At 34.9% G+C, this 17830-nt stretch carries 16 protein-coding genes and 1 pseudogene; 9 read left to right on the top strand and 8 right to left on the bottom strand.

The genetic code is table 11. The annotated features are described in order from the left end of the window. Window positions 1-72: 72 nt before the first annotated feature. From AAZO_RS43060 to AAZO_RS25080, 6 genes are all read left to right on the top strand, one after another. Window positions 73-243: a hypothetical protein gene (locus AAZO_RS43060; RefSeq protein ID WP_338027293.1), complete on the top strand. Its 171-nt coding sequence runs from the start codon at window positions 73-75 to the stop codon at window positions 241-243. A 368-nt stretch (window positions 244-611) separates the two neighbouring features. After that, window positions 612-1202: a hypothetical protein gene (locus tag AAZO_RS43055; protein ID WP_041644009.1), complete on the top strand. Its 591-nt coding sequence runs from the start codon at window positions 612-614 to the stop codon at window positions 1200-1202. 187 nt (window positions 1203-1389) lie between these two features. Continuing rightward, window positions 1390-1929 (top strand): hypothetical protein, encoded by a 540-nt coding sequence (locus tag AAZO_RS43050; protein WP_041644007.1) that lies wholly within the window; start codon window positions 1390-1392, stop codon window positions 1927-1929. 426 nt (window positions 1930-2355) lie between these two features. Further along, a complete protein-coding gene (locus tag AAZO_RS43045; protein WP_041644004.1) occupies window positions 2356-2664 on the top strand; it encodes a hypothetical protein in 309 nt (102 codons plus the stop codon). A gap of 44 nt (window positions 2665-2708) precedes the next feature. After that, a complete protein-coding gene (locus AAZO_RS43040; protein WP_041644001.1) occupies window positions 2709-3032 on the top strand; it encodes a hypothetical protein in 324 nt (107 codons plus the stop codon). Window positions 3033-4118: 1086 nt separating this feature from the next. Beyond that, window positions 4119-4391 (top strand): hypothetical protein, encoded by a 273-nt coding sequence (locus tag AAZO_RS25080; protein WP_013193284.1) that lies wholly within the window; start codon window positions 4119-4121, stop codon window positions 4389-4391. 263 nt (window positions 4392-4654) lie between these two features. On the opposite strand, the pseudogene AAZO_RS25075 reads toward AAZO_RS25080, so the two are convergent. From AAZO_RS25075 to AAZO_RS40485, 6 genes and pseudogenes are all read right to left on the bottom strand, one after another. Continuing rightward, window positions 4655-5253 (bottom strand): annotated as a pseudogene (locus AAZO_RS25075) (hypothetical protein). A 195-nt stretch (window positions 5254-5448) separates the two neighbouring features. Further along, on the bottom strand, window positions 5449-9459 hold the full coding sequence (locus AAZO_RS25070) for a PriCT-2 domain-containing protein (protein WP_013193283.1): 4011 nt from the start codon (window positions 9457-9459) through the stop codon (window positions 5449-5451). Between the two features lie 516 nt (window positions 9460-9975). Further along, window positions 9976-10698: a hypothetical protein gene (locus AAZO_RS25065; RefSeq protein ID WP_013193282.1), complete on the bottom strand. Its 723-nt coding sequence runs from the start codon at window positions 10696-10698 to the stop codon at window positions 9976-9978. Between the two features lie 350 nt (window positions 10699-11048). Further along, window positions 11049-11228 carry a hypothetical protein gene (locus AAZO_RS40495; protein ID WP_228371812.1) on the bottom strand — a complete coding sequence of 60 codons (180 nt, stop codon included), beginning with the start codon at window positions 11226-11228 and terminating at the stop codon, window positions 11049-11051. 3 nt (window positions 11229-11231) lie between these two features. Next, window positions 11232-11522 (bottom strand): hypothetical protein, encoded by a 291-nt coding sequence (locus AAZO_RS40490; protein WP_081462929.1) that lies wholly within the window; start codon window positions 11520-11522, stop codon window positions 11232-11234. Between the two features lie 119 nt (window positions 11523-11641). Continuing rightward, window positions 11642-11902, bottom strand: coding sequence for a hypothetical protein (locus AAZO_RS40485; protein WP_081462928.1), 261 nt, complete (start codon window positions 11900-11902; stop codon window positions 11642-11644). A 1527-nt stretch (window positions 11903-13429) separates the two neighbouring features. Between AAZO_RS40485 and AAZO_RS40480 the strand changes: the two genes are divergently transcribed. Both AAZO_RS40480 and AAZO_RS40475 read left to right on the top strand, forming a co-directional pair. Beyond that, a complete protein-coding gene (locus AAZO_RS40480) occupies window positions 13430-13663 on the top strand; it encodes a helix-turn-helix domain-containing protein (protein WP_013193279.1) in 234 nt (77 codons plus the stop codon). Next, window positions 13660-13803: a helix-turn-helix domain-containing protein gene (locus AAZO_RS40475; protein WP_266890043.1), complete on the top strand. Its 144-nt coding sequence runs from the start codon at window positions 13660-13662 to the stop codon at window positions 13801-13803. Before AAZO_RS40480 ends, AAZO_RS40475 begins: the two co-directional genes overlap by 4 nt. A 302-nt stretch (window positions 13804-14105) precedes the next feature. On the opposite strand, the gene AAZO_RS40470 is transcribed toward AAZO_RS40475, so the two are convergent. Both AAZO_RS40470 and AAZO_RS40465 read right to left on the bottom strand, forming a co-directional pair. Next, window positions 14106-14363, bottom strand: a complete 258-nt coding sequence (locus AAZO_RS40470) for a DUF6753 family protein (RefSeq protein WP_228371811.1) — start codon at window positions 14361-14363, stop codon at window positions 14106-14108. Window positions 14364-15155: 792 nt separating this feature from the next. Then, entirely contained in the window at window positions 15156-15323 is a 168-nt protein-coding gene (locus tag AAZO_RS40465; protein WP_228371810.1) for a hypothetical protein, read from the bottom strand. Window positions 15324-17542: 2219 nt separating this feature from the next. Between AAZO_RS40465 and AAZO_RS40460 the strand changes: the two genes are divergently transcribed. Continuing rightward, window positions 17543-17737 (top strand): hypothetical protein, encoded by a 195-nt coding sequence (locus tag AAZO_RS40460; RefSeq protein ID WP_228371809.1) that lies wholly within the window; start codon window positions 17543-17545, stop codon window positions 17735-17737. Window positions 17738-17830 lie beyond the last annotated feature (93 nt).

The following is a 17830-nucleotide window of genomic DNA, read 5'->3' as shown; positions in this document are numbered from 1 at the left end:
GAAGGTAGTTCTATTATTGCTGAATCACCTCATAGCAATTTATTAAAAGCTAACACAATTAATGTTTATCAGTTGAAAGATCAAGTTCTTACGGGAGGAGAATATAAAGGTATTAGTTTAGAAGTACCAAGCAGTAAAAATAGGAATGCCATTTTTCTCAATAGAGAATTATTAGAAGTTCTTCACTATAAAAAATATAAGGAAGTACTACAAAATTTAGAAATACTTAAACATGGTCAATAAAGTTCCGTACACTTTACATTAGAAAGTAGTTTTTCTCACAGTTTGCTTAACATTGAACCCAGCACAATAAAACATCCCCAAATTTGGACAAAGGAATCAAGCTTTTAAAGATAATTCCCAACCAACTACGGTAACAAAGCAAGAGGTGATAGTTGAAAAAAGTGGACTATTACTAGAGAAAATCCAAGAACTTCCAACAAGATTGTTTACTAGTCAAGAAGATAAGGTACTGGGATTAATAGGAATAGTACTAGACAACCACAAAATAGAATTAGTTCAGAATTGCTTTAAATCTAAAAGTATTCAATTTAATGTTTTATCTCCACAAGATGTATCACTAAGAACGAAAAGGTATTTATATAATTTACTTGGTTAGTAGTACAATTTCATCTAATGACTTTGATGCTTTCAAGGCAAAGCTCGAAGAAGCATTAAGTGCTGACAGAAAAAATAGTGCTTACAATCAATATCTTAATGCCCTTCCCAATAGACCACATATAATAGAGGAAAGACTCGATGAAGTTCAGGAATTAGCTACACCTACAATACCTGTTATAGTTACACCCAATTTATCAAATGACAATCCACTACAGCGAACAATTGTAGTTCCTAAAAATCTGCAAACTATATCCGCAGTATATCAAGTATTACCTGCTAATAGCACCATTGTCTTAAAACCTGAACAAAAGGATGTTGTAATTTCGGGTAAACGTGTGCAAATGATGTTTCCTCTGGAAATACACAATGAACCCAACCCTTTACCCATCAGCACTACTATTGGTGCTATGCAGGGATATGGTAGATATCATACAACTAGAACTTATGAACCGTACAAAGCTTATGGATTTAAAGAGGGGGATATTGCGATTACCTCCAGCACGTCTTTGACAAACGCTATAGGTGGCCGGCCATTCTGGGATTCCTACGGAGCGCTTCACTATCGCTTCCAGTACGTCTAATAGTGTGATTACCTCCGGCAGTGCACTCCGCGCAATCGCCTAAAGTAGAATTTATACCATCGCCTCCAGTAGGGATTCCAATATTCCTACTGGAGGTTCTCAACAAGTTGCCTTTCGAGTAGGCAAACAATACCGCATCAGCCCAGAAATGATTGCAGATCAAGCATATCAGTAACAGTGGGCAGTAATGGAAAAACATAGTAGTCGAGAACTTACTACCTTTAGGGATAAACCGGAAGTGTGGGGACTGAATATAGAAGCACTGGGAGATTATATGAACAGAAAAATAATACCTTTCGCCAGCGCAAAACTTGAACAGTCATCGGTTACACCTGCTATACCACCACCTTTATCTACAGCCATACGGCTGACATCTGTTATTACTTCTCCGGTGAATATCGGTTCGAGAAGTTCTCAGCCTCTAGATGTAGCTATAACTAATCCTACTATTAAAGCCAAGGAATTAGGCACAATTCAAGGGGAGTATCCTGTATCTTTCCATGATAACATCGCAGTACCCGCCGATAAATATGGACCAGAAACTTATGCCCAAGATAAACCTGCTGGAGTGCCTTTTGTCTCTGCTGAACAAGCTTACCAACACTACAAAACTACAGTACCTTTGGGAGAACCACGAATACAGTTAATGGCAGAAATCATTCAAGCCAAGTTAGAACAGCACTCCAAGTTGTTTACAGCTATCACCCAAAGGGGAGGAGTGAAATAGTTGGAAAACTGTACTCACTATGTCACTTCTACCAAAGATAACTACTGAGAAGGCAAGGGTAAAGAATCTCCGTTTATTCCCGCTTTGATTAAAGGATATTCTAAAGTATTAGAAAATTCGCAGACTATTACCCAAGTATCCTCAAAGTTACCAACAAAGTAATCTGTAGCAAGAACTACTACTTTATCCACACCTCAAGCCAAAAATCCTGGACAGGTACTTATTAATTCTCCTAAAACTTCTAACCCACTTACTAATCTGCAACCCCTGAACGATACTGTAGCAACACATATGCAAAAAGATATAGCAATGGCTAAAGTAGCTACTGAATTCATTGGTATGTGATCTGCACCACCTAAAACACCCTCTAGCACCCGTAACTATCAGGAAGTTTAGAGGGGGGAAATACAGGGGTGTACTCAGCTAATGACACAATTAATTATGGTTTCAGGTTCTGGTCCTTGGAGGGGTGTTACTCAAGAAGAAATTTTGGAAACTTTTGATAAACATTATGTACTACTAATTGATAGAGTGATCGCTTCCAAAAGTTCTTTTATAGTAGGTAATACTGCTGGTATTGACCAACTGGTAAAACAATATTTAGAGACACAGGGATATAAGTTAGAATTTGTGAGTAATGGATATACACACACAGCCAAGCTAGAACAAAATACTACGCTTAGTAACCAAGAACCACAACCTATTACACCAACAGCTCCAGAAGTATCTTTCTAAGTACCTAGATAGCAATCATCTGTGTGTCATCTCATGAGATAAAGTTGCCTAACTCTACAGGCATTTCCTCATCTAAAAATATTCAAAAGGAAGTAGTTGCTGATAAAACTATTAAGAATAAAGAAACACCATTGAAAAAATTAAGAACATGGTATTTGACTGCACAAAAGTTAGATAAGTCAGCAGAATATATTCAGCGAATTGCAAAGATTGGTAGTGAATTTAAATCAGGCACAGAATTAACAGAAAAAGTAGTCTTAGCAATAAATAATAATTTTAAAGGATTACATTCTATCAATCAAATCACAGAAATTACTCAAAAAATGGGGATGTATTCGGTATTTCTGAAGATAATGGAGAAGTTATAGTACAAGGTAAAGAATACTTAATCTTAATCACGAACTCCGATAAAGATTTAATAAATATAGAAAAACATAGAACTGTGTGACTGGATATTAAATTAGGACAAATTAAGCAGAGTCAAATATCGGGTGAACTTATTGATATATCTGAAGAAATCAACAATGATATTAATCAATCCTTAAGATCAGTCAAAAATCAGTATCTTCAAGTTTAATATTTAATCAATTTAGTTTTTGTTCAATTGGTTGGCATAAATTCATGATAAGTAGTCCTTTAACTATACTCACTGAAGAATTAAGTAGAATATCCCCTAATATTTCCCCTGCTAAAACTGCTTATTTATATATAGAATATTAAGCAAACTTCTCAAATATGTTGATTTTAATGAATTAGAATCAATTCAATTCATAGAAACTGTAAGCATTGAACAACAAATAATGCTATTAAAACACTGGCATCTATTATTGCTAATCTCGACTCTGGAAGGACTGTGTAAGAACCTGTTGTAATAACATTTGAGCCAAGTAAAGTCCAGGTAGAAAATCCAGAGTTTATTCGTAAATTACCAGTTATATTATCAGATGAGTTAAAGGTGAGTACAATAAAAAATCAGCAAGATAATTTCAACCAAATTAATAATAATTCAATTATAGCTGCGGTGAATAAATAGGAAGAAAACTAAACAGAAATATATGAGGAAGACATTATATTGTACACTATTCCTTTGATGATAGCAAGGTTAATAAGCGAAGAAAGTTTAATAGAAAATAGTGAAGATGGAGAGATTATAGTCTATCAATCAGATGAACTTACCACTTCACTACAAATTACAGTGGAAGACGAGCAAATTTTAATTCTGAAAATAAAATAATACTTATATACTTTAAACTGATAGCGTTAATGGAGTATAATCAAATTAATGAATTGGTTAAGGAGGACAAAGAGTTAGCAGAGTAATAGACTTTTTTATAAAAATATGGTTGATTCCTGGATAGAGAGACGTTACATAGAACTCCTATTTAATTGTTAAACATCTTTTTTTATGGCAGGAACTTTTAAAGTCTTTTAAGAAGTAAAATAAAAATGTAGAGTTGGGAGATTCTCAATTTATACAAATCATAATTAACTTAGCAGATAATTTAACACATAAAATCCAGGATAAATTAGGGGATATATGTCAAGGAGTTCTCAATACATTAGCTAGAGAAGCTTTTTTAGAAGGATATGTTAATGTTAATGAATTGAGACAGATGGTAGGTTCTCAGGATGATACAGCTTTTAAGACTTCCTTATATGCAAATCTTCCAGTTCATTCTTTAAGATTATTGACCTTGACGGAAAGTTATGCAGATATAGATTTTTAAATTAATGAACAAAGGTTTTTAGAAGAAATTAATAATAATGACTCTACCTTTGCCTTTATGTAAAACAGAATTTATTGCAGCGACTGCCTAAATTATCACTTGACAATCAAGATAGTCGCTAGAAAAACTAAATTAATATTCTTTTCTATAAGAAGAGCGGTAGAACCAATAATTTTACAAAAATGAGTTTTGATATTTTTACCATCAGAAATGATATTGTTATTGAAAGTAAAAATATCATATTGAATATATTGAAATAATTTTCACCATTGAACTCCTTGACACAAAATGCCCAAAATCTTGTTTAACTCCTTAATATAATAATTATTTAAGTCAATAAATACACCAGTTCCTTCCAACTTCAAAAACTTCCAAATATCTCCGATAATAACAGCCCCATAAATAGTTTTAGTTTTATTATCTTCCTGATCATTAAACAACTGTACTGCTAACATTGCTGCCCTACATTATCCTAAGCTACCTTTAATTTTTTCATTTTTTACTTCTACAATAATCATCACAGGTGCGTTAATTGTTAACTGTTCCTTAGAACGACTGATTACAAAATCACAATAACTATTTAAACCTTTTTCAACATCAACATTAAAATCAGTTCCTGACAATAAACTAATCTGAGAATTAGCCCTTCGTCTTACCTCTAATAAAATAGGTGTAATAATCATTTCAGAGCGGCTTTTCCAGTATTGATTGCTAATACAAATTCAGTAGTTTCTTCTAAAGTATTTTGAAGTTGTTCACTTATTTGGGTAGATCTAATGTTAGCAAATAAATCCATTTCTTCATCAATGTGAATCTGGAAATTCTTTTTAAATTTACTTAATTTAAAATCAATATAAGCCATTTGTACTACCTTATCATTTTCAATTCTACCGCATTTAGTTGCTATTCCAATAAATCAAAATAGTATATTATGCGGCAATGTAGTTTTTCTTGACAAGAGGAAATTACTCCTACTCATGAAAAAAGTAGCAAGCTACACCGCAATATTGTATTGGTTTAATCCAACTATAAAAAATCAGCAAGTCTAAGTATAAACTCAGTATTCAGGTTCTAGTTTAGCTAAATAGAAAGCCCAGTTGTGTTTAACATGATCATGAACCTCCTTCGGCAACACAGCTATCAAACAATCTATTAAAAAAGCTTTAATTCCCATCGTAGCGGCATTTACAGCCCTAGAAAACCCTTGCCAGCCAAGATGTTCACTAAAGATAATCAAATGTTCAATCACCAAATCCACAGATTCATAACCAGCTTCTCGATCCTGCTGCAACAAAGGTAAATACTCATCAATAAACCACTTCTGTTCTTTAGTCAAAACTTCTAGAGAATTATTACTAACCCTATATAGAGAATTATATAGGAGTAGTAATAATTTTCTAAAGCTATTCCACCCCCCCAAATACCTCTTAGCAACCTGACTTAACCATGATTGAGAAATACCAGCAGCTTTAGCTAAAGCCCCCTGACTAACTTTCTGCCAATCCGTCACCCCTTCTGCTACCAGCAACTTAAAACCTGTTAATATACCCTTATGTGTCTGTTGTATCTCATTACCTGCTCTTGGACAAATATTAAAAGCATCAGATTTAATAAACCTAGCATTAGGGTAGTAATCTGCTAAATAGGATAAATTCTTGTCACTAACTACATAAAAAGTAACCTCCTCCGTCCTACGACTCGCTCTAGTTCTACCTGCACACTGAACAACTTCAGTGTGAACCAAATGGTTAATTACATCTTGAAAAGCCTTATTTTTTTTACTCACATTTTTGTCTCCTGTTAAAGTTATATAAACTTGCCCTGATGCGCCAATATCCTGATATGGAGTGCCAAAACTGCAAATGGCTTGCCTATCTTGATAGGCATTACTGCCACGATTATCAGCAAACCAATGTCCATCACCCTTATTTTTATGTACTAAGTGGTCTATGTAAGCAATATTACCATCATGACGTTGATTTAATTCTTCGCGCAATGCCGCAATTCGTTCTTTTAATTTATTACCTCGGTCTTTATTCAGTAATCCAAAGCCTGTGATTTGGTGAATAATCAGGTTACTGTAATCTGGTGGGATTTCCGAAATCACCAGTATTTCCTCTGGATTAATGCCTAACTGCATAGCGACATTTTCACGGTTAGCAGTAGCGTCCATCAAGAAAACAAAGTCAAAAGCTTTGAGAATATCAACTTGACGGCTATTTTTAGTAGCAATAATTAGATGTTTGTTCTTAACTCGTAAAGCCCCTGGTTGAATGTCTCCAATCACTTCTAGAAGGGGAATCAACCATCTAACGGGTAAACTGTCAATATTCCTGTAAGTCTCTTGAGCAGCTTGTTTACTGAGGTGGCTACGGATAAACTTCAATGTTTTTCTGCTGAAAGAATTGCGATCGCATTTATCAACCCCATCCAATGTAATACTATCAGCCTCTTGTACCAATTTTTCAATATTTGGAGCAATAGTTTCCAGTTCAGCGATAATTTCTGGTAAATCTGTAGGGATTTTCCCTAATAAGGCTCTGATTAACTCATCGTTATACCCATGATATGTTTCCTCAACAGGGGGAATTTCACCAGTTAGTAGTACCCGTAGAGGTAGAACTAAACCTCTGATTTTGTCATATACTGTCGGTAATTTACTTTGCACCTCCATCATCGAGGAGTTAAAATCTCGTAAACTAACTTTAATAAAATCAACTGGTTGTAGTTGTCTAGAAGCTTCGTCAATAAAAGCACCTCCCTTCATGCCAGTGATATCTGTAGCTTGGGGTAAAGAGTTGATATTAGCACGAATTCGCTTAGATGCTAGAGCATCCCTTCTATCACGTCGGAAGGTAGCACCATTGACTTTCGGGAGGACATTACCAGCAGCATCTCTACCCGCACAATTAGCTCTGTGTTTACAGCCATTGCAGATGGGGTTAAGGCTGGCTTCTACGGATGTTTCTTTTTTGTATCCTTTGGTTGCAAGGGCATTAAAAAAATCTGTAAGAGGACAAGTTCCCTCAACGTTTGGTTCTTCCCCCCGTTGCGGCCAGTGTATTTGTGGGTTTCCCAATGGTGTGAGTCTCTTATTATCTGCTACTAATCCGTTGTGGCGTACTGGTAAGTCTGTCCACTGTTCAATAGTTGCTACACTGGGATTACGGTGTTCATTGCTGACGTAGAAAAGTGTATTGACTCCAAATTGTTCTGGCATAAATTCCCCCACGGTGTGAGATTTTCCAGCACCAGTGTGTGATAAATCTAAGATAAATTTCTTACCTGATTGAGTCGCATCTAGGTAAGTCTGGGTGCGGGTTTTCGGTTCAAACCAGATATCAACATCTAGGTTATTAGTTGGTAAAAGTATGGTTGGTTGTGGTTGGTAAACAATATTACCTATCAATTGTTGGGCTTTATGAGTAACAGTGACTAAAGTTTGCAGTAACTCTTGAAAGTCTCTCTTTATACCATATTTAGCAAGCCATTCTTGTTTGCTGATTTTGGCATTTGTTAAGGTAATGTGTAAATTATTACCAAAGTTTCTTCTGCGGTAATCTTTAAATATCTCCTTTTGATAATTGTTTAATTCTTCTTGTCGGTAATCCCTGAATGTCTTTATTTGGTAGTGGTTATACTTGTTATTTTGGTGATTACTATTAAAAGTTGTATTTTCAACTTTTGGAAACCTGAATCCATACTGTTTAGCAATATGAAATAGCGTACCAATTGATATACCAGAACGACCGCGAAAACTCCTAATTTTGTCTCGAATATTCCAAGTTGTTCCCTTAATTGATGGACTCCACTGTTCACCAATAATTTCTGCATCTACAGCATCATAATGAGAATTTAGCGCTATTAATACATCTATACACTCTTTATAGTTGTTACTACCAGGACTACGTGAGGGAATATAAGTTAATGCTTGTTGAATTAGCTGATCAATATCCCAGTTGTTAGCTTTTGCCCGTTCTTTGAATTGTAGACGACGTGTTGTAATTTCTGCTATCCGTTTCTCGTACTCAATTTTTTCTTGATAAGCAGTGTTTACAGCTTTATCTATCCAAGATTGGGGTAGTCTGACATGAGGTTGAATTAAGGGGAATGTGGCTTTAGTATTGCCATAAAATACCCGTGAAGCATCTTTACAGGCTGGGTCATGTGGTAGATGCTTCATTAAGTAGCGTGTTAATACTTCTACTGTATCTGCACCCTGAACGTATTCAGGTAGTACGAATACTAACCGGAATTTGTCCCAGTTTGGTTGATGGCTGGCTGTGGTGTAGATTAAAGCGCAATGTTGTTTGATGAATGGGTGTTTTATCGCTTCGTCTAATTTTAGCTGATGTTGGTAGATTTTCTTGGCTTGTCTACCATCTGATTTTTCAATGACATTACCGTCAATATCTACCCAGGCTCTATTAATTTTGATTGGTCTACCATTTTTATCTAATGGATTACCATTTTTATCTAACCAAGTTTGTGAGTTGTCAATATCTAGTAACAACCACTGAGAACCAATAATATGAGATTTACTTCGCCATTGCCCATCAAGTAACCCAGCACATAAGGCGTGTCCTGCTTCTACATGTCTAGCTACATCCCAAATAGTTCCTTTTTTGTCTTGGAAGTTGGCTGCTAGTTTCCGAAAATCCCAGTTTTTATCTTTACCCGTGGCGTTAAATGCGAATTTAATTTTGTCGTTCTGAATAGGCTCTAGTTCTAACTGTGGTGTAAATTGATCTTGTTTAATGAAGAGGTAGGGGGAAGTGGGCAGGCTTTTGCCGTGAGCGTAAGCCGAACTAGGGCAGGGAGAAATGACTCCTTCCTCCTGCGGTAAAGCGGAGCAGAACTCATGTTTGAGTCTCCCATTTCTACAAAGTTCTTGTCCAGGTAGGGTGGTCACTGAGCTTGGTCGAAGTGTCGAATCTCCACCTGTTGCGCCAGCTTCCCGCAGGATAGTGTCCTCCCTGCTCCCTGCTCCTTGCTCCCTTGCCCCCTGTTTCTTTTCTTCAGGCTGCTGTGGTTCTAATTCGTTATGAAATTGTTGTTGTGAGATCATAGCCAATCCTCCAGTAAGTGTTTTGGAGGAATTGGAGCTATCCCATATTAGTAATCTTTGAGACACACACTCAGGAAGATAAGAAGATATAATTCCTGAATTGCTTTTTTACTAGGACTTACGCAAGGGGTACAAACAATATGGGTTTCAAATTGTTTTCCCGTGATATCTACGTTTTCTTTGCTTCTCCTGCTGGAGACGGTGCGCTTTAGCAGAGCTAATATTTGCATCATACCATGCTAACGATTTAGCGTTAAGAGACGCTGCTCGTAGCTTGACCTTGTTTCCCCAAAGGGTTACACCGAAGGCATCGTAATTGCGTAAATCCTAATTTTCTTGTAAAATCAGTGTTCTTCTGGTTTTACATCTCAACTTTTTGAGATAAGATCACTAACAGGGATATAAATATTAGGCTGCAAACCCAATACCCCGCTCCAATTCCGATGATGGAATGTATGTGGAAAACCTCGCTGTCCTAACTGGACGTGGGGTTTTCGCCTTTTCAATCTATTTAATTTATTCGCACGTAGCTAACCAAGATTTGACGAACTCAGTTACTTCCTCCTCTTGAATAACAAACATAGTACCTTTTCTCCTGAGAGCTAGAGTTTTCATACTTCCCACTTCAGTATAAAGATGTTCTTTGAGATTTGAAGCTTTCTTAGTAGGATGCCATAAGACTAGAACTTTTGCAGTACGTATTTTTGTGGCCTCCCTTGAAGACATTCCAAATAAGTCTCTCTTCTTGTTGAGCCACTTTTCGTAATCTGCTAGCTCAAGCAATGGACAAGGTTTCCAGCTTGTTAAACCACCCTTATTTTTCTTGCGAACTTGGATAATTTCCCTAGTTTCGTTGTAGACTACTTCCCTGTCTCCTAATGATCTGATGGAGATAAACAGGTGAGTTTTGCGTGGAAACCTGATAAAAAAGTCAATAGGGTTCTTATCTTCAATTTGAAGGACTGGAAAGACTTGTATTCCTTGGTCTTTAAATTCATCTAACAATACAGTTGTTAGCTTTTCCAGTCGCGTAATCTTCTCCACCCTCACCAATGGTTTGTAAGCTAAGCCAAAAAGCAACCAGCCAGCGGGGGCAATTGTACTTGTAGCAATTGCTGAACGACTAGTTGCTAGAGCCACAGTGGAGTCGACGTTTTTTGCTTCCCTAAGTCCTTCTAAAGCCGCTTCGTTGTGCGGCGGAAGTTGAAAATTGGTTGGTCGGTCTTTCACAGTCAACATTACAACTTTAAAAATTAGTGGTGTGGAAACAGCACTTCCTTTATAAATCCTAATGCCTGAGACGGCATTTTAAACAGAAGAATTAGAGGCGCGGGGTATAACGAAGACTTCCACCGTGCGTTCTTTTTTCATGTCCCCCTGTTCTCCCTCTCCCTGCATAAGGGTATTTTTTTTGAATGTCAGGTAACTTCTCAAACTATAATATCTATAAAATTTTGGTGAATATCTCTATTTGGAGGAGTTTTCTTTTTGAAAATTGCCTCTTCCACAAGTTTTGCTACTTATTCCATCAATGCTAAGTCTGATTTTTTAGCAGCATCTTGTATTAATGCTTGCAAGTATGTTGCTAGTTATGAAGTGAGGTTAAAAGTTTCTCGTAAGGAGACTAAATTATTTCTGACTTGAGATGATTCTCCAAAGGGATAAGTCCAGTGTTCACATTCTGCACCCCGTTGGTTGCTGTTTTTTTCCACAGAATTTAACTTATCCAAGCGATCGCAATAAAAACTTTGGTGATCATCTTTTACCAACTCTTAACTAGAATAACGGCAATTCCAGTAACTATGGTTTAATGATTGCTCAGAATTATCAGTTGATTGGTGTTGTTGTTTAAAAGAATGCTTTTGCCTAGATTTATCTGCTGAGTTCTCTCGGTGATACTCTCTTGCTACTTCGGTAATATGAGCACCTGTGACTTTACTATTGGGGGCTGTAGAAACTGCTGTAGCCCAGGCTTCGCGTTGTTTTTCTGGGGGTAGTGTTGCTAAGGGTCTGATTTGGCATTCATTGGTATGCAGAATTTGATTTTGTGATCCATGGATCACATTTACAAAACTTTGTGTCTACGGGTCACATTTTTATAAACCACTGCAGCTTGTATCAAGTGATAAGCAGACCGTTGCGACATTTCCCAATGGTTAAGGCAATATTCATCAAAGGTTGTTTAACTTTGCTGATAAAGCTGTTTATCTCGAATTTGATCCAAGGAGTTTCCAATTTCCCAAAAAGCTCTTAAACCCTTTTCAATTCTGTCCTCTAATCTACCTAGTTCCACATTTATGGCTTTGCCATGCAGGCTATCAACTTCATTTAGATGATCCGCTCTGTTTGATAGGTATTGATTAGCTGCCTGATTTTGTTCAGAGTTTGTCTCCAACTCTATTGGATCAATATCTTCGGCAACAGTAAGATTTTGTGTATCCAAAAAGATAGTAGAATTTAGAGGATGAGTTAGTTTGCTTCTCTCCTCTATTAGTAGAAGTTTGAGTCAATTCCCTCATATACGTATAACTTTGCTTTGGGAGTGATGACACCTTTTTTGTTGACGGATGCTTTTTAAAGTCCATTCTGTAACTTTTTCGCCCTGCACTAATTATGGTTGTACAATGCAGGGTAGGTTCTATTTTTACTTATAATTTCTTAAAAATTTCATTAGGAGCCGTGATTTCTAAGAGAATTCTGGAAAGTATGTCAAGATGTGATCTAAAATGCTTGATTGGCTTGTCAGAAATTTCGGCTTTATTATTTTGCTGAACCTCTTGTAAAGAAAAGATGTTTAGTCTTACAATTAGAGAATAAAATAAGTACGCAGGTTTTATCCAATTTAGCTTTGCTAAACTCTTATATTAAAACAAGCATATTATTGGCGAATAAAATACAAAATTCTAAAAGCCTGATGTAGCCGTTATTCTCAACCAAATTCAATAATTTAGATATTATTTGAATTCGCTAACATAATCCGATAAGTATAAAGTGGAATAAAAACTAAATCTTATAAATAGTAGAACTAGTTTTTCTGCTATGCAAGAATACCAAAAACAATTAGTTCAGTTAATTGAACAGTTATTACAAGAAGTCTGGACTCAAAAAAAAGTTAGCTGAGAAAATTGGTGTTGATTCTACAACTGTATACACATGCTTAAAAGTGAAATTTGTTCGTGAGAATGACTCTAAAAATTTCTTGCGTTTATCAAAACTGAGTGGAGGTGATAGTGAACTTCTACAATAGTACTAGGATAGTTATATATCTTTATCTGGCTACTGTCACATTTTGAATGATAGTTCATTCAATCATACTAGAAACTTTAAAAATCGTCCTGTTGAGGAGATTAAACAAGATGATTTAGTATAAATCACTTTAGTCAAACCAGCAGTTTTAGATATTAGATCTAAAACTGCTGACTTTTTAGCAGAAAAAAGTGACTTCTTAACAGCAAACAGAGCATAAATTATTTGCCTACTATACATAGCTCTCTTAATTGCACTCCTATCTAAAGGTATAAAAAAATGATTTTTTATTTTCCTCATAAAAATCTATCTTTATATTTAGCAGTAAGCAACACAAGAAAAAATTCTTATATCTCCTAGTTTACGCACTGAAAATCTTGTAAAAATCTGTCTTTAGACTATCATGTGACAATTTTTAGCTCAAGAGAAGTAATTTGCATATTATCGGTTGAAGTTTTTCCGTATCACAACACAGTATAAATAAACTAACGACTCCCTTGATCGTCTCTGTGACACACTACGTTTTCTTTCCTATGCAGCGATACAGCGAACAGAACTCATTATTTTATAATGCAGACATTAAATTTAATAGACAAATTCTAAGAAAATATTAAATTAAGATATTTGTCATCTATCTATCTAAGTTAAGAGATACTTAACCATTTCTAAATATCATCATTAATACGAGTAAATCAGAATAAACTGCACATTATATGTAAATCAGATGATCAAAATAGTAATTATTGATGACTATGATTTCACTCGATATAGTATCAAAATGCTACTATCTGCTGACAAAAATATCGAGATTTTTGCAGAGGCTCAAACAGTAGTAGAAGAACTAGAAACCATTAATATTCATACTCCACACATAGCTTTTGTTAATCTGCATTTTGCAGATGACAGTTCATTGCTATTCGTGATAGAAACAATGAAATTGCCGACAAACTTTTTTTGAATGTAGGTACTGTGAGGTCTCATGTCCATCGTGTCCTAACTAAACTCGATTGTCAAAATCGTGCTCAAGCTGCTACAGAAGTAATTGTAGAGGAACTGATAGATAGTTCAGAAACAAATCAAATCAGTTTAATGGCTTGATCTTGATTTTTGATCTAATTGGTCTAGATAATGTTGTCGTTCGTCATTATTTACAACCCAAATCATACATCTGCCTTTCAGTTGAGCTTTTTTTGCTCGACAAATACTCAGGTCAAAATCGTTCCACCTTATAATCTGATGGGCAAATTCTCCGTCTTTTGACCTAGTCCAATTCAAAGTTTCTTGTTCTTCTCAAGTTAAGCGAATTGCTTCTGTTGATCCTCTAGCTCTTCAAATAAAAAATATATTACCAGCCGGCATAACAACACCAACTACACCAGATAATACTAGGGCAGTGGCTATTAAGGGACTAAAGACGGATTTAGATTTTTTTGTTCTGCTTTGCTTAACAAGGTTGATGCTACTTTAGCAATAGCACTTTTTTTTTGAACAATAGCTATGCTTGATACTTGATTAAGTTTGTCATCTATTTTTGTTGTCCAACCCTCGACTACAGTATTGGTTTTACCGACAATGTCTTCTATTAATACTTCAAATTTACTGAAGGAACTCAATATCAAGAAAAATGGGTCTTTAGGATTGATACCAGAACGTCTCACCACATCGAGAGGTTTCTGCTTAAAATGATCTGATTATCCTGCTAATGTTGTATCTAAAGAAGCTTTTACAGAGGTGTTTATAAGTTTGTGTGCCTTTTTTAAGTTTCTTGATAGAGATGATATAGGAGTCCTATATGTCAGTTTTTGATTGTGCTGAAATTTTCTAACATAATTCTATTTTAGGTAGTAGCTAAAAAGTAACAATTCAGGAGTTAGAAACTAGAATTTTAAAAAGTAAAGGTTCAGTAATATAGAGGAATTGGTCTTTTCAAGACAAATAAAAGATAACTCTAAGACCAATTTTATATGAGGTTGCACGGACTGGAAAATCTATTATTTTATCCATCTTTATCTGTGTTTATGGGTGGTCAATTATTCTTGAAATTTTATTCTATTCAGCTTTATATTAATTTACTGCAAATCTTAGAAGTGTTCTGAATTATGGCTTTTCTCTGCATAATTCTATTCCTAGTTATTCCTGATTCTGCATATTTAGAACAAAGCTTAAAAACCGCTATTTAATTGATTGTGGAAGTTCAGTACTGATGTAATGTTTAATAAAGCTAATAGTTTCCCAGTATGTTGATTATTCTGGATTTACTAACTAAATTATTCTATCTAGTTAAAGACATAAGAACGGTTCATAAAATCTATTTCAGAATTTTGGATGGCATAGTTATAAGGTGAATCCAGAGATTCTACTAATTCATAAGTATCTCTCCATACTTTTCCTAAATATAATTTATCTCTTCCACTTGCTTGAATACGCTGTTGAATATTAGAACCATTATACTAGGGAAAATCATCACTAAAATGCACATTCTTAGTAATGATCTGGTCTGCTTTATTGTGATAACAATTAAAAAGCTTTTGTAGATAATCTATATAATCTCTCCGATAAGAAATTGGATGTATAAAGGTGATACGATAACCTAATTGTGCAATTGCATCCCACAGCATAACTTCTTCTGCAAATTGTCTGGATCCTTCAAAACTTGGTCTGGGTAAATCACTCAAAGCTAATTGTACATCATAAAAACTTTCTAAATCAATTAATAATTGGTCTGCACCACCTTGGGTTAATGGTAATTGAGCAATAGCTAATAATAGCTGATAAGCATATAACTTATTGCGATTACCACTGTAATAAACTCTGAGTCCAGTTTTGATTCTAGATAAAACTCTAGTAATAACCTTGCTGTTTTTGACTTACCTACGCTAGGATTGCCAACTGTCATTACTAGTTGTTTAGTAGTGGGGATAATTCCTGGATTATTTTGGCTATGCGGCTTGATCTGTGATGACTATATTTTCTTTTATCCCTAATAGTTCATTAGCATTCAATACGCTTTCCTCTGATTTTTCCAACCAAAATTAAACACAAGATTTAATGACAATATTGGCTTGTTTATCTTGTAAAACTTCACTAAAAGTCAAGTTTTTTATCAATATATTTATAGGGCTTGAAATACAAATTGGGTATTTTAATTTTTACCGTGCTAGCATCTAAAAGTGTAGTGCGAGTATCAGAACTGTCATAGCGTTTAAACTTATCAGCTTCACTATGGAATATATTTTTATAACTACATAATTAACGTGATCTTCACAGTATTTCTGAGGGATTTGTAATAGACTCACTGAGTCTTTTGCCCTAGATGGTACACTCACCCTTATGACTCTGTATCCTAAGCCTTTGATAGCATCAAATACACCCAAATTTTTCTCAGAATTCTTAAAAAGCAGACCTGATTGAGTGGGTAAATCTACTAATACCAATGGGGGAAGTTCTTTTTCTAAGTCCATTGGTAAGTCATCTGTACCTCCTCTTGTAAAAATATCAAGTAGCTTGACTCTAGGTTATGCTGAGTTGTAATGTCTATACAATCTGGCATTGCGATGATGTGAGTTATACGCTCAATACTTTAGCTGTTTGTTGAGATATAAATGCAGTAATCCTCTTGCAAATGTGGATTTACTTACACCTCCTTTATTACCAGTCATAATTACTATTCTTCTTGTTTATTTAGTTGTCTCTAATTGTTTATTTTTTGTAGTTTCTTCACTTGCTGGTATCTGTACATTTCCATTCATAGTCATTTTCTTCCTCTTGTTAGTTATGATTTACTCCACATAATTCTCAAGTTTATGAAATGTGTTAGTTATATTGCTACAGATTATTTCCCTATTTAAAGGATATTATTTGATGTAAAATACTATGCTTTTTGATATATTTTGTTTAATTATTCCTAAATTCAGTTCCCACCACAATTAGTGATTAAGTTGAATCCTGTGTTCAAGTTGGAGCCAGATGAATTGGTATAAATTTTGTGTTAATTTCTTTGACTGAAATAGTTCTTATGCCAGTACTTTTTATCCAAGCTTACTCATGCAAAAGTGCAAATAAAAGTATAATTTTATTATTATGTTCTTCTTCTGTTATATTTACTGGATTAAAGGGATGAAAAACCACCATTAAAAATTTGATACTTGGAACAGAAGTCTAACCACGAATATATACTGGAAAGCAGTTAGGTTAATAGAAATAACAGCAATAAACTCGCATTGATTTGACAGGGAATTACGAGCAAGTTAAGTTTATTTCAAGAATGAAAGGAAACAGTAAATCTTGGTTAAGGGAAAATGCGGAAATTATGTTACATCTGCGTTATCAATGGATAGCTGGAAACTGGAATAATTTCTGTAATTCGATTTTCACCTTTTTTATTTGTCCTCAAACTATCTAATATTTTAGACTTCTAACTGCTGTTTAATAGGTATTTGTATTAATCAGTACTTGCTTATTAAAGCATTGGATAAAAGTCTTCCTACGATATTTTGAGAGGATACTTTGTTGTGCAATTTTATTCTTTAATATGATTGAATTTACTTGGATACTAGAAAAATATTTTAGCTATACTTCTAGTGCGAGTAGCTAAAATTACATTTTTGCCGGATTTTATAAAATCGCGTTGCTCCCTGACTGTGGTAACAAGGCTTAAAAACCCTGCTATTTATATGGCGCTTGCGATTGGGAGGAGTTTTAATCTTCTTTAAATTATACTTTTGGATCTATAGAGGTATTATTGATCCTAATCTCCTGAAGCAAAATTTTTATTTGTAAAAATTGTTCGAAAACTTCTGTTTGGTCTGAATTTATCTCGTTCGTATTGGTGATCAAATTGACAATATTCGTTAATTTAGCTTATTGCCTGTGGTTAACAGCTTTGACTTGTGCAACTTCTTGTTCCCTACTGGAAACTACTTTATTGAATCGCTCAACTTCTGATATCAATGGTGTAATTGTTGCTTCTTCTAATTGTGAATTAACTAGCGCCGCTGTTTGTCTGGAAAATGTATTCTGCCAACTGTTTTGACCTGCTTGTTCTAATGCTTTCTCTAACTAGGCTACCCGTTGTTCTAATTGTTGGTTTTTTATAGAGAGATCCTGCATTCTGTCTAACTGTCTC

The organism is 'Nostoc azollae' 0708 (assembly GCF_000196515.1).
GTDB lineage: Bacteria > Cyanobacteriota > Cyanobacteriia > Cyanobacteriales > Nostocaceae > Trichormus_B > Trichormus_B azollae.
Note: the sequence above shows the minus strand (reverse complement) of the source record. Positions and strands in the feature narration are given on the sequence as shown.